This window comes from Clostridium sp. C1, assembly GCF_018223625.1.
Taxonomy (GTDB): Bacteria; Bacillota_I; Bacilli_A; order Erysipelotrichales; family Coprobacillaceae; genus Allocoprobacillus.
The window spans coordinates 2,071,438-2,085,509 of sequence record NZ_CP073631.1 but is presented as its reverse complement, the minus strand read 5'-3'; the positions used below and the strand labels follow the sequence as shown (position 1 = coordinate 2,085,509).

At 31.1% G+C, this 14,072-nt stretch carries 15 protein-coding genes; 11 read left to right on the top strand and 4 right to left on the bottom strand.

Going from position 1 to position 14,072, the window contains the following annotated elements:
* Positions 1 to 59: 59 nt before the first annotated feature.
* Positions 60 to 836 (bottom strand): transposase, encoded by a 777-nt coding sequence (locus tag KEC48_RS11170; RefSeq protein ID WP_211962005.1) that lies wholly within the window; start codon positions 834 to 836, stop codon positions 60 to 62.
* A gap of 304 nt (positions 837 to 1,140) precedes the next feature.
* Between KEC48_RS11170 and deoC the strand changes: the two genes are divergently transcribed.
* The 7 genes from deoC to KEC48_RS11135 all read left to right on the top strand — a co-directional run bounded on the left by deoC (position 1,141) and on the right by KEC48_RS11135 (position 7,604).
* Positions 1,141 to 1,815, top strand: coding sequence for a deoxyribose-phosphate aldolase (gene deoC / locus KEC48_RS11165; protein WP_211962287.1), 675 nt, complete (start codon positions 1,141 to 1,143; stop codon positions 1,813 to 1,815).
* Positions 1,816 to 1,904: 89 nt separating this feature from the next.
* The gene (locus KEC48_RS11160) at positions 1,905 to 3,218 is read left to right on the top strand and encodes a PepSY domain-containing protein (RefSeq protein ID WP_211962285.1); all 1,314 of its coding nucleotides are present in this window, start codon (positions 1,905 to 1,907) and stop codon (positions 3,216 to 3,218) included.
* Positions 3,219 to 3,307: 89 nt separating this feature from the next.
* The gene (locus KEC48_RS11155) at positions 3,308 to 3,820 is read left to right on the top strand and encodes an RNA polymerase sigma factor (protein WP_087359113.1); all 513 of its coding nucleotides are present in this window, start codon (positions 3,308 to 3,310) and stop codon (positions 3,818 to 3,820) included.
* A 3-nt stretch (positions 3,821 to 3,823) separates the two neighbouring features.
* Positions 3,824 to 4,783, top strand: a complete 960-nt coding sequence (locus KEC48_RS11150; RefSeq protein WP_211962283.1) for a PepSY domain-containing protein — start codon at positions 3,824 to 3,826, stop codon at positions 4,781 to 4,783.
* Between the two features lie 45 nt (positions 4,784 to 4,828).
* Entirely contained in the window at positions 4,829 to 5,524 is a 696-nt protein-coding gene (locus KEC48_RS11145; protein ID WP_211962281.1) for a polyphosphate polymerase domain-containing protein, read from the top strand.
* Positions 5,525 to 5,536: 12 nt separating this feature from the next.
* Entirely contained in the window at positions 5,537 to 6,208 is a 672-nt protein-coding gene (locus KEC48_RS11140; RefSeq protein ID WP_211962279.1) for a DUF4956 domain-containing protein, read from the top strand.
* A gap of 1 nt (position 6,209) precedes the next feature.
* Positions 6,210 to 7,604 carry a CotH kinase family protein gene (locus tag KEC48_RS11135; RefSeq protein WP_211962277.1) on the top strand — a complete coding sequence of 465 codons (1,395 nt, stop codon included), beginning with the start codon at positions 6,210 to 6,212 and terminating at the stop codon, positions 7,602 to 7,604.
* Positions 7,605 to 7,631: 27 nt separating this feature from the next.
* Here KEC48_RS11135 and KEC48_RS11130 read toward each other — a convergent pair whose 3' ends face one another.
* Both KEC48_RS11130 and KEC48_RS11125 read right to left on the bottom strand, forming a co-directional pair.
* The gene (locus tag KEC48_RS11130) at positions 7,632 to 9,101 is read right to left on the bottom strand and encodes a family 1 glycosylhydrolase (protein ID WP_211962275.1); all 1,470 of its coding nucleotides are present in this window, start codon (positions 9,099 to 9,101) and stop codon (positions 7,632 to 7,634) included.
* Between the two features lie 76 nt (positions 9,102 to 9,177).
* Positions 9,178 to 10,062, bottom strand: a complete 885-nt coding sequence (locus KEC48_RS11125) for a LysR family transcriptional regulator (protein ID WP_087359126.1) — start codon at positions 10,060 to 10,062, stop codon at positions 9,178 to 9,180.
* A gap of 122 nt (positions 10,063 to 10,184) precedes the next feature.
* On the opposite strand from KEC48_RS11125, the gene KEC48_RS11120 reads away from it, so the two are divergent.
* The 4 genes from KEC48_RS11120 to KEC48_RS11105 are packed head-to-tail and all read left to right on the top strand — an operon-like array spanning position 10,185 to position 13,143.
* Complete coding sequence (locus KEC48_RS11120) at positions 10,185 to 10,415, top strand: hypothetical protein (RefSeq protein ID WP_087359128.1); 231 nt, start codon at positions 10,185 to 10,187, stop codon at positions 10,413 to 10,415.
* The gene (locus tag KEC48_RS11115) at positions 10,412 to 11,215 is read left to right on the top strand and encodes an aldo/keto reductase (protein ID WP_211962273.1); all 804 of its coding nucleotides are present in this window, start codon (positions 10,412 to 10,414) and stop codon (positions 11,213 to 11,215) included. The genes KEC48_RS11120 and KEC48_RS11115 overlap by 4 nt, the downstream gene beginning before the upstream one ends.
* 3 nt (positions 11,216 to 11,218) lie before the next feature.
* The gene (locus KEC48_RS11110) at positions 11,219 to 12,139 is read left to right on the top strand and encodes an aldo/keto reductase (RefSeq protein ID WP_087359132.1); all 921 of its coding nucleotides are present in this window, start codon (positions 11,219 to 11,221) and stop codon (positions 12,137 to 12,139) included.
* Between the two features lie 14 nt (positions 12,140 to 12,153).
* Positions 12,154 to 13,143: an alpha/beta hydrolase gene (locus KEC48_RS11105; protein WP_087359134.1), complete on the top strand. Its 990-nt coding sequence runs from the start codon at positions 12,154 to 12,156 to the stop codon at positions 13,141 to 13,143.
* 179 nt (positions 13,144 to 13,322) lie between these two features.
* Here the strand turns inward: KEC48_RS11105 and KEC48_RS11100 are convergent, their stop codons facing one another.
* Positions 13,323 to 14,012, bottom strand: a complete 690-nt coding sequence (locus KEC48_RS11100) for a hypothetical protein (protein WP_087359136.1) — start codon at positions 14,010 to 14,012, stop codon at positions 13,323 to 13,325.
* Positions 14,013 to 14,072: the final 60 nt, after the last annotated feature.

Here is a 14,072-nt window from a genome sequence, read left to right as displayed (position 1 = left end):
GAAATGCGAAATTCCTGGTACGGAGATGATAGGAGAGTTTAAGTCAGTGGAAAACTCTTCTATTTTTTATCTATTTCTTTGAGCTGATCGTTAAGCAGTTCGATATGAGCTATCAAATGCTTGATCTGCATTTCATCTGCCAACGAAGAAATGCCAACAGATGTTTTTGCACTTTCCTTTAGCTTTTCAGCAGTCAGAGAAATGCGATTGCCTCTGCCGGTAATATCAAAGCATTTGCGTAAAGTTCTGATGTCAGCCTGTGCAATGGCCTTTGCACTGCCAAACTGTTTAAGAATAGACATATAGACTTTTCCATACTTGGATTTAAAAAGTGCGTTATATTCAGGGAAAACAAGATCTATGCATTTCTGCAGACGATTGGAAAGAACATTAATCTGTTCCTTGAGGGAATGATGCAACCTAGTCAGCTGCTTCTGTTCATAAAGGTCAAATTTCTTAGATGACGTCAAACGATAAGGTTTCTTGAGTTTGTTTGAGCTTAATATATCGCATATATTAAGAGTATCAAGTTTATCGTTTTTAGTGATGCCACCATCCATTCTACGATTGAGATCGGTAGTTTTAGGATTGATCAAAGCGACGCTGTAGTTCTTCTGTAAAAGAAAGCGCAATAAAGCGAAATGATAATGACCAGTATCTTCCATACCGATAAGAACGCTATCAACAGGATAGAGAGCGATCTGAGAGATAAGGAATTCAAAACCCTGAGCATTATTAGAGAAAGCGACAGGCTGAAGAATAATTTCACCAGTCAACTTGTCAACGATACTGACGAAATGCTTGTGCTTTCCAATATCAATACCAACTAATTTCATAAAAACCATCCTTTCAAATAAATTTCATGTGAAGTGGTACCCACAACACTTAGACCATAAAACCTGGTTCAAAATGCGAATTCAAAGACTCATCTAACTCATCGTTATTGAGGAATAAGTGAGTGGTCCAAACCTCCTTGAAGTAGTCAAAGCCACACGGAAAAATACAAATCCACAAACACATATTTCAATTTTACATATAAACCTAAACGTCATCAACTACGTATTAATAAAGTTGATAGAAAGGAAAAGGTATATTTTAATGACTGATAAATGAGTCAATTATAATATACCAGGTTTTTACATGACAAAAGAAGAACTAGCTAGTATGTTTGATCATACGTTTTTAAAGGCTTATGCTTCGAGAGATGATTTTATTAAATTATGTGATGAGGCTAAAGATATTGGAGCTGCAATGGTAGCAATTAACAGTGAGCCAGTAAAGTTGTGTAAAGAATTACTGAAAGGAACTTCTATTCATGTCGGTGCAGCTATTTCATTTCCATTAGGACAGACAACATTAGATATCAAATTAGCTGAAACAAAACAGGCTATTGATGATGGAGCTGATGAGATTGACTACGTGATTAATATTGGAAAGGCAAAGATGCATGACTGGGATTATATTGAAAAAGAAATGCAAAGTATTGTGCAACTCTGTCATCAAAATCACAGGATATGTAAAGTTATTTTTGAAAATTGTTACCTTACAAAAGATGAAATAAAGCATATAGCATTTATCGCAAAACAAGTGAAGCCGGATTATATCAAAACGAGTACAGGCTTTGGTACTTCAGGAGCAACAGTAGAAGATGTACGTTTAATGAAAGAAACAGTTGGAGATGAAGTCAAGGTTAAAGCAGCTGGAGGAATACGTGATTGGAAAACATGTCAAGCAATGATAGAAGCTGGAGCGAGTCGTATTGGAACAAGTAGTTCACTCAAGATATTAAAAGAATTTGAAAAATATTGTGGTTGAAAGATTTCAAAAAAATTGAAATCTTTTTTTCTTTGTTGTGATAAATTAAGGTTTTCATGCATTAGTAAGATGAAGGAGATGAGAAAAATATGAATAAAATGAAAATGATAAAATTATTAGGAGTGAGTACATTAATGCTGTCAGTAATGACAGGGTGTGGCAGTGGTAGCCGAACACAGGATTATACAAGTTTAGTAACATTAGATATTAATCCAAGTATTCAATTACAGCTTGATGAAAAAGATAAAGTTATTGATGCTATTGCAGTTAATGATGATGCTAAAAAGGTACTAGAAGATATGGATTTAAAACAGGCAGATGCCAATGTTGCAATGAATGCAGTACTTGGTTCATTGGTTAAGAATGGATATTTAAATGCAAATCAAAATACAGTATTATTATCTGTTGAAAATGATGATGATAAAGCAAGAGTAGCATTGGAAGATGAATTGAGCCAATATATTTATACAACATTAAAAAGTTATTCTATTGAAGGAGCCATTTATTCTCAAGATATAGATATTGATGATGATATTGAATCTTTAATGAATAAATATAGTATTTCTTATGGAAAGGCCAATCTGATTGAAGATATTATAGATGAAAATGATGATGAGAAGAAGACTTATAAAGTAGAAGATTTAGTGAAATTGAATGCTCAAGACTTAATTTTAATTTACCAGTCTTTAAATAAGGACGATGCACAAAAAGATACTCATAAAATGGTAGGAAGTGTTAGTACAAAACAATATATTTCTCAAGACGAAGCTTTAAATGTTGCTTTAAAAAATGCATCTCTAACAAAAGATAAAATTAAAAATCTTGAAATAGATTATGATCTAGAAAACGGAGCATTAACTTATGATATTGAATTTACTTATAATCAAAATGAGTATGAATATGAAGTTAGTGCTACAAAAGGTATTGTAGAAAGAGAAGTAGAACCAAAGGTAACAACAAAACCATCTACAAATACCTCAACAAATACAAATCAATCATCAAATACAAATTATGATAATACAAATTATCAGTCAACAAGTAAATCATCTACGTCTACATCAAAACCATCAAGTTCTGGACAGACAACAAAACAAAATACAAATTATGATAACACAAACTATGATAATACAAATTATCAATCAACAAGTAAACCATCTACGTCAAAACCATCAAGTTCTGGACAGACAACAAATCAAAATACAAACTATGATAACACAAACTATGATAATACAAATTATCAGACAACAAGTAAACCATCTACGTCGAAACCATCAAGTTCTGGACAAACAACAAATCAAAATACAAATTATGACAATACAAACTATGATAATACAAATTATGATGATCAAGAACAATCTAATTATGGAAATCAGTCAAACTATGATGATGACGATGATGACTAATTAACGCAAACTTAATATAAACTTAAAATAAATATGCAAGAAAGTGGTGATTGATAAATGGGATATTAACATCATAGGGGAGATCTGTGATGTTAGAAAAGAAATTAGAAAATTTAGTTGTTGAACTCAAGGAAAATCAAGATGTGTTGGCACAAATCTATGATTGTATGTATGATGAAGTTTATAGATATATTTATAGTATAGTTCATAATAAGGAATATGCACAAGATTTGACACATGATACTTTTATACAGGTTTATCGCAATGTCCATTTGTATAAACCAAAAGGAAATGCGAAAGCATGGATTATTACGATTTCTCGTAATGTGACTTATATGTCACTTCGTAAGTTATCAAGGGAGCAGGTTGTTGATTATGAAATTGATGGTGTTGATGAAGGAATGAATGGAATACATGATAAGATGATGATAAAAAGGATGATGAAAATACTTTGTCAAGATGAAAGTGAAATCATCATCTTACATGTTGTTGAAGGATTAAAGTTTAAAGAAATAGCGCAGATTATGGATTTAAAGTTATCAACGGTTTTGAATAAATATCATCGTTCATTAAAAAAATTGAGAAAGAGTCTGGAGGAATGAGCCTTGAAAAATAAAGAAATAAAAAATCAGTTAAAAAAAGAATTTCAAGATATTCATATGCCTTCAAGAAAAGAACAACTTATGCGAGATATTGAATATATTGATCAGCTTGAAGTTCAACAAATAAAAAGAAAGATACCTCGAAAATATCAAATCAGTTTTTTAGCTTTAGCGTGTACTCTTATTTTTGCTTTTATGATATCAAAACCTCAAAATGTTTATTCCGTTTCTTTTGAGGTCAATCCTAGTATTGAATTAAAAATCAATCATCAAAGACGTGTAGAAGATGTGATTTGTCATAATGATGATGCTTTGCTTGTGTTAGATGAAATGGATTTAAAAAATACAGATTTAGATGTGGCTGTGAATGCTATTATAGGAAGTATGTTTAAATATGGTTATATTACAGAGGCTAAAAATTCTGTTCTTGTAAGTGTTCAGGGGAGCGATAAAGAAGCAAGAGAGGCATTAAAGCAAGATGTTGCAACTGATGTAAAAGATATCTTATCGGGTTATTCATTAAAAGCATCTGTTGTTTCACAAGATTACAAGTTTTCTAAAGAGCGAGAAGAATTAGCTGAAAAATATGGGATTTCTGTAGGTAAGGTGACATTAATAAAAAAATTAATAAATGTTAGTCCGGATTATGAATTTGCTGATTTGGTTGATCTTTCCATTAATGATTTAAATACATTAATTCATTATAAAAATATACAGTTTAAAACCATTACAATAGATGGGGTAGAAAGTCATAGTGGTTATTTGAGTGATGAAGAAGTCAGAACAAAAGTTTTAAATCACGCTCAAGTGACTCTTAAAGATTTGAAATCATATGAAGATGAGCTGGATGTCAAAAACAATCAACTTGTATATAATGTGAATTTTATGGATGCATATGCCAGTTATAATTATCAAGTGAATGCTATTAGTGGAGAAATTGTTTCATTTGATGTGAAAATGTAGGAGTTTATAGAAATAAACTCCTCAATTTATAGAGAGGTTATGCTTATGATTAAGAATTATAAACCTATTCAATATCGGCACGAACTTAAACATATTATCAATCCATTAGAAGCAGAGATTTTAAATCGAAGATTGAATTTATTATTCTCTAAAGATCATTATACATTGAATGAAGGATATTATGATGTTCATAGTCTTTATTTTGATACACCTGGTGATAAAGCTTTAAAAGAAAAATTAAATGGAGTATCACAAAGGCATAAGTTTAGAATACGATATTATAATCATGATTTAAGTTTTATACGATTAGAAAAGAAAATGAAACATAATGGGTTATGTGCGAAACGTTCTACGAAATTGACTGTTAAACAGGTTCAAGATATATTGAATGGAGATATAGATTTTTTATTAAAAAGTGGTAATCCATTAATGATTGAATTTTATAGTGCATTAAAAGGAGAATTATTAAAACCTTGTGTGATTGTATCATACCAAAGGCAGGCTTATACATATGATGTATCCAAGGTAAGATTAACAATAGATAGATATTTGTGTACATATAAAAATATATATGATTTTTTATCATTGGATCATAGAAAAATAGGTGTAGATGATTTTGCAGTATTCGAAGTGAAATATAATGAATTTTTACCTGATATTGTGAAAATGGCGATACAAGGACTTTCACAGAAAACATCAGCCTATTCAAAGTTTGCAAAATGTCGACAGATTGATTGGTAAAGGAGAAGAAAAATGACTTTTCAGGATATATTTCGTTCAAATTTTTTAGAAAATATACATGCTGTTTCATTACTGGATATGTCAATAGCTTTACTTTTGGCATTTATGATGGGGATGTTTATTTTCTTTGTTTATAAAAAAACATATAGTGGGATTATGTATACTTCCAGTTTTGCAATAACACTTGTAGCTTTAACAATGATTACCACATTGGTTATTCTTGCCATCACAAGTAATATTGTTTTATCTTTAGGAATGGTTGGTGCTTTATCTATTGTGAGATTTAGAACGGCTGTTAAAGAACCTATGGATATTGCATTTTTGTTTTGGAGTATAGCGGTAGGTATTGTATTGGCAGCGGGTTTAATTCCCTTAGCTGTATTTGGTAGTTTATGGATTGGACTCATTCTTTATATCTTTTCTCATAAGAAAAATACACAAAGACCTTATATACTAGTTGTTCATTGTGAAAATCAAGACAGTGAAAAGAATGTCTATCAATTTATTCAAAATCAGGTGTCTGCTTTTTCACTGAAAAGCAAGAGTATCAAAAAAGATTGCATTGAACTGAATTATGAAGTCAGACTTAAGGATCAAGAAACATCATTTGTTAATGAACTTTCAAATATGGAAGGTGTTTTATATACAGTGATGGTTTCTTATAATGGAGATTATATGAATTAATATGATTAAACATAAATATATAGATAGGATTGTTTTGATATTTGTTATCCTTAGTCTTATTATAACGATTGGTTTCATGTTACCGGGACATTGGGGTATAACACCAGTTTATCAGTTACCAGCTTATGCTTCTAAGTTATTTGATCAAAGTTATGTCCATACTATCGATATACAATTGGATAATCCACAGAATTTTTTTGATCAGGCACAAGCCAAAGAATATCATGTATCTTCTATAACGATAGATGGTGAAACCTTTGATATGGTAGGTTTAAGAGTGAAAGGGAATAACTCATTAGAGCTTATTGATCGTTATGGGTCGGATCGCTTTAGTTTAAAAGTAGAATTTGATCATTATGATTCAGGATATCATTATTATGGCTTAGATAAGTTTACATTAGATTGCTCTTTTCAAGACAATGCCTATTTAAAAAACTATATAACTTATGATATGATGTCATTTATGGGTGTTCCATCTCCTCTAACAAGTTATGTCTGGGTGACAATTAATCAAAAAGATTGGGGGTTATTTTTAGCAATCGAAGAACCAGAAGAAGCTTTTATAAGAAGAAATTATGGAAGAAATCATGGTGTGCTTTATAAACCGGGATATACAGATGTTTATGCACCCAATAGAGATTTAGCGTTACAGTATATTGATGAGAATATTGAATCGTATCCTAATTTATTTGATAATGCAAAATTTAAGATAACTGAGGCTGATAAAAAAAGATTAATTCAATCATTAAAAATCTTAGATGATAATCAAAATATTGAAAAAGCTGTCAATATAGATGAAGTTTTAAGATATTTTGTAGTACAGGTTTTTGTAGTGAATTTAGATAGTTATTTAGGTCCGACTGGGCATAATTATTATTTATATGAAGAAGATGGTATGATTTCAATGCTTCCTTGGGATTACAATTTGGCATATGGCACATATTCACTGGGAATGCCTAATCCTAGTAATGATATAACAAGGTATGTCAACTTTCCAATCAACACACCTTATACTAAAGAAGTTATGTTGAATAGACCATTATATCATCATGTTATGCAACATGATGAATATTTCAAACAATATCATCAATATTTCCAACAATTGATCAGTGAATATTTTGAAAGTGGATATTTCCAAAACAAAGTAGAAGATACAATTAAAATGATAGATTCTTATGTGCAAAAAGACCCAACTGCATTTTGTTCTTATCAAGATTATCTTTTGGGTGTAGAAACGTTTCAAGAGTTTTGCTTATTAAGATCAAAAAGTATTAGAGGACAACTCGAAGGACAGCTACCTGCCAATCTTTCTCAACAAAATGAAGAATCACCAAGAATAGACGCTTCACATATAAGATTGGAAGATATGGGAGAAATTGCAGATTTATATCAATGAAAAAAGCGACATTTGTCGCTTTTAACTTTAATCTAAATCTTCTCCATGATTTTCAATCACTTTTTTATACCAGTAGAAAGAATCTTTACGATAACGATTATAAGTTCCATGACCTTGATCATCTTTATCTACATAAATAAATCCATAACGTTTACGCATTTCTCCAGTACCTGCTGATACTAAATCAATACATCCCCACGTTGTATATCCAATCAAATTGACACCATTATCAATTGCTTTTCCCATTTCTTTAATATGATCTCTTAAATAATCAATACGATAATCATCATGAATGCTTCCATCTTCCTCTAATGTATCATAAGCACCTAATCCATTTTCTACAACCATTAGTGGTTTTTCATAACGATCATAAATCATTTCAAGATAATAACGTAAACCTAAAGGATCTTGTGCCCAACCCCAATCAGAATATGTTAAATAAGGATTTCTAGCTCCAGCAGCAAAGTTACCAGAAACCATATCATCTGTTTCATGTGTTGTTTCAATAGAAGACATATAATAAGAGAATGTATACATATCGACACAACCATGTTTTAAATCTTCTAAATCTTGTTCAGTGATATCTAATTGAACATGATGTTCATTCCATAATCTTTTCGCAAATGTTGGATATTTTCCTTTACATTGAACATCTCCACAATAGAAAATACTTTTTTCCCACATATGACGATTTGCCATAATATCTTTTGGGTCACATGTTCCAGGGTAGAATGTAATGCCACAAATCATACAACCAATCATATTGTTTGGATCAATTTCATGACCAATTTGTACAGCTTTTGCACTCGCAACAAATTGATAATGAAGTTGTTGATAACCTTGTTGATGTTCTTTATCTCCAGCATGATTGCCAAAAAGATTTAACATCATGATTGTGTTATTAATTTCATTAAATGTGAGCCAGTATTTCACTAAGCCCTGATATTCTTTAAAGCAAGTTGTCGCAAAACGCACATAGAAATCAATAAGCTGACGATTGTTCCAGCCACCATAATGTTCTTCTAAATATAATGGTGTATCAAAATGCCAGATTGTCACTAATGGTTCAATACCATGTTTTTTACATTCCAAAAAGACAGAACGATAAAATTCAACACCTTTTGGATTGGGTGTTTCTTCATCACCATGAGGATATAAACGTGACCATGAAATAGACAGTCTAAACATTTTAAATCCCATTTCAGCAAGTAATGCGATATCTTCTTTATAATGATGATAAAAATCAACACCATCATGATTAGGGTAATAATAATCATCTAAAACAGCATATTTGGCCCCTTCAGGGATAGGTTGACCATTGATGACTTTACCAGGTTTTCCATCCTTATCAATAAATGTCACATATCTTGGTTCTTTTACAGAACCTCCTGTTGTGACATCTGTTTTGGCTGGTCCACGACCATCTACATTCCATGCTCCTTCAGCTTGGTTTGCAGCAATTGCTCCTCCCCATAAAAAATTGTCTTGAAAACTCATATCTTTCATTCCTCCTTATATTTATTATTTTAAAGGGAAATGATGAAAAAAACAAATATTTCATAAGTATAATCGGTTATGCCTTTGGTAAATAACTTTTTTTAAGTTCATTTAATAATATTTGAGCTACAGGTGAAAAGACTTGATATTTTTTCCATACAATATACATAGGTGATTCAAGGACTGGTTCTAGAGGACGAAAACATAAATTGCTGTCTTGACCAGTATATATTAAATGATTAAAAGTTAAAACATATCCCATACCTTCTTCAACCATGATGGATGTATTATAGGCTAAATCATATGTAGCAATAATATGAAGCTGATCTTGTTGATCACCTAACCATTTTGGAAAATCAGCCTGTAAAGATTGACGAGAACAAATTAAAGGAACATCTAATAAATCATTGAGATGAATTTTCTGTTTTTGAGCTAAAGGCATATCTTTTCTAGCAATAATACCCCATTGGTTAGCAGAAGGAATTTTTAAAAAGTTATACTTTCTGGAATCTACATCTTGCGCAATAATCGCAAAATCTAATAATCCTCGTTCCAATCTTTCATCAATAGCATCGGTTGCACTGCTATGAAGATGAAAGCGAATGTGAGGATAGTGCATTTGGAGTTGATGCAATATATGAAAGAAAGAGTGTAAATCTTTAGATTCAGCACAACCAATATGAATATCACCACCATTAATTTCATCAAGTGCTTTAAATTCATCCGTTGTTTTATCTACCAATTCTAAAATTTCTTCAGCACGTTTTCTTAACATCATCCCTTCTTCTGTCAGTTTAATAAAGTAATTACTACGCACAAATAATTTTTTCCCTAATTCTGCTTCTAAATCTTTTAGTTGTTTAGATAATGTTGGTTGAGAAATATGAAGACGAACAGCAGCTTTTGATATGTTTTTTTCCCTCGCTACTTCTAAAAAATATCTTAAAACACGTATTTCCATAAATAAAACACCTCTTAATGATTATAACATAGTTATTAAAAATAAGAATAATTAAATATAGATATTAAATATTTTACATATCTATAGACTGTTTATATAATGAAGATGGTGGAGGTGATGGAGTGGATGAAAAGATATCAAAAGAGCTAAAAGACAATCTGATAGATGCAGGGTGTCAGAATGAACTTATTCAAACATGTATGGATTGTATCAAAGTGAATAACATTGATATGCTTGATTTTCACTTACAAAAACACCGTCAATATCTTTTGGATTGTTTACACAAATATCAAAATGAAATAGATTGTTTAGATTATCTGCTTTTTCAAATAGAGAAGGAGGGTGGGATATGAGATTTATAACATTAAACAATGGTATTTCAATGCCTCTATTAGGTTTAGGAACATGGGATTTAAGAGGGGAAGCAGGGAAACAGACTATTATTCAGGCATTGCAGGTAGGTTATCGTTTGATTGATACAGCCAGAATGTATGGAAATGAAGTCATTGTAGGACAGGCAATTATCGAAAGTGGAATACCAAGACAGGATATTTTTATTACAACAAAGCTTGAATCTTCATGTCAAGGCTATCAAAAAGCCAAGCAAGGGATAGAAAAATCGTTAAAAGATTTGCAGACAGATTATATTGATTTATTGCTGATTCATGAGCCTTACACACAATCATTAGAAATGTATGAAGCTATGAAAGAAGCCTACCATCAAGGAAAAGTAAGAGCAATTGGTATTTCTAATTTTCAAGGACATCATTATGATTGGTTTATTGAACATTGTGGCATGATACCTGCTGTTCATCAAATTGAATCACATGTCTATCATTCACAGTTAAAATTTAAGCAAAGAATGGAAAAAGATGGTGTACAAATGGAATCGTGGGCATCTTTTACAGAAGGTAGAAAAGATATTTTTCATGAACCAGTATTAACAAATATTGGAAAGAAATATCGCAAAAGTGCTGCTCAAATAGCTTTGACGTATTTAATACAAAATGGGATTGTTGTGATTCCTAAGACATCACATAAAGAAAGAATGATTGAAAATATGAGTGTTTTTGATTTTGAATTATCTGATGATGATAAGAATTTGATTCAGACATTGGATCAAGGTCAATCATTGTTTCATTGGTATGATTAAATCATGAAAAAAATAATGATTATACTGACTTTCTTATGTGTATGTTTATGTGGATGTCAAAACAATGAAAATAAAGTGACAACTGATGTGAAATCTCATCAGACACAATACCAATTTCATTTAGATGATGGATATGTGACATTAAATAGTGGTTATGATATGCCTACTAATGGAATAGGAACATATAGTTTAACGGGTGATGAATGTTATAACGCTATAACGAGTGCCTTACAATCAGGTGTTAGACTGATTGATACAGCTTATATGTATCATAATGAAGAAGAAATAGGAAAAGCTATCAGAGATTCTCAAGTCAATAGAGAAGATATTTTTGTAATCACAAAGATATATCCAAGTCAGTTTGATGATCCTCGGGCAGCTATTGATTTAGCTTTAGAAAAATTGAATATTGGTTATATAGATATGATGTTGTTGCATCATCCCGGTGATGGAGATGTCAAAGCTTATCATGTGATGGAGGATTATGTGGAACAGGGAAAAATTCGTTCTATTGGTTTATCTAATTATTATATTGAAGAATTGGAAGACTTTTTACCACAAGTCAATATAACTCCAGCTTTAGTTCAAAATGAAATCCATCCCTATTATCAAGAATTAGATGTTGTTCCATATATTCAAAGTCATGGTATTGTAATGCAGGGATGGTATCCTTTTGGTGGTAGAGGACATACTGAAGAATTATTGAATGATGAAACCATTGTATCTATTGCAGATGCTCACAATGTCACAGCGGCTCAAGTCATATTAAGATGGAACTTACAAAGGGAAGTCGTTGTGATACCGGGTTCAAGTAATCCTGATCATATTCAAGAGAATACAGAGATTTATCATTTTAAATTAACAGAAGATGAAATGAAAAAAATAGAAGCTTTGAATCGTAATGAAAAACATGATTGGTATTAATGGAGGAAGAAGAAATGGAAGAAAAATTAAATTTAGTTAAAGAATGGGATAAAACATTCCCAAAAAGTGAGGAAGTGAATCATCGTAAAGTAACGTTTCATAATCGTTATGGAATCACTTTAGCTGCTGATTTATATGAACCGAAAACATATGAAGGAAAATTATCGGCTATTGCAGTGTGTGGACCATTTGGTGCAGTGAAGGAACAGGCTTCTGGTCTATATGCTCAAGAAATGGCAAAAAGAGGATTTTTAACGATAGCTTTTGACCCATCATATACAGGTGAAAGTGGTGGAACACCAAGATATATGGCTTCACCAGATATCAATACAGAAGATTTTCAGGCCGCTGTAGATTTCTTATCTGTTCAAAAGAATGTTGATTCTGATAAAATTGGTATTATTGGTATTTGTGGTTGGGGTGGACTGGCTTTAAATACTGCATCTATTGATACAAGAGTCAAAGCTACAGTCGCTTCAACAATGTATGATATGTCAAGAGTGGGTTCAAAAGGATATTTTGACGCTAATGATAGTGAAAAAGAAAGATATCAGTTACGTCTTAACTATAATGCACAAAGAATCAAAGATTATAAATCAGGGACATATCAAAGAGCTGGTGGGGTTATTGATCCATTACCTGAAGATGCTCCATTTTATGTAAAAGATTATTATGATTATTATAAAACACAACGTGGATATCATAAACGTTCATTAAATTCTAATGATGGATGGAATGTAATTGGGACAATGTCATTTTTAAATCAACCTATTCTACAATACACAAATGAAATTAGAAACGCCGTATTGATTATTCACGGTGAAAAAGCCCATTCTTGTTATATGAGTCAAGATGCTTATCAAGCTATGATGAATCATAATCCATGTCCTGATAATAAGGAATTGATGATTATTCCTGATGCAGTGCATACGGATTTGTATGATCAGATGGACATCATTCCATTTGATAAAATAGCTGACTTTATGAATACTTATTTGAAATAGAAAAAACGAGTTCATTATCAAGTGATAGTGAACTCATTTTTAGGTTAATCGTTTATTAATATACATCAATTTAAAAATTCTTTTCATATCTTATATTATAATAAAAAATCATGATCTGAACTCAACAAAATGAATTATGCACATCAGTCATGACTTTCATTTTTTTTAACCATATTATCTTAAAAAGCGTTCCATAGAAATATGAATGCAAAGACACAGCCCCAAGCATTTTTATTTTTATCTACACAGCTTACCATACCATAGATAAATATGAAAGTTACAATCATTTCAAGTATCCCCCAGAATGATGTACTAAATGGATGAAATAAGATACAGATAAATGCACATATTATAGCTCCAAGATTAATTTTGCTAGGATATCTTTGATTGATTACTCTACTGACAATATAATAATTAAATCCTTCAAAAAATCCCCAAAAAGTTCCAACCATAATTAATCCTAATGCTTTATAAACAATATTGCTTGCAAGTATATTATCAGTTATTAAAACAGAAAGTGGCATATATCCATCAAACTGTCTGGAAATAAGTAGATAAATGACATATGGTATAAAGAACAGTACAGATTCGATAATAGCTTTTAGTGCACCCTTTTTCCTAAGTCCCATTTTTGCAAATGTATCTTTACGAATTATACATACGATTGAACTACCTAGACCTGCAATTGAAAACTGCATTAATCCAGTTACTATAGTACGAAGTAAAATATGAATTTCATCGTTATTAATAAAGTCGTTAAGATATTTACTTAATGACATAAATAAGATAAATCCCGCTAATGTTATCACCGCTATGATCCAAATATCTGTATCTAGTCTTTTTTGTTCTACTGTTAATTCTTTTTTCATTGTTACTATCCCCTTATCATCAACAAGGTTTTCAATAAAATACATTAGAATTATTATAAT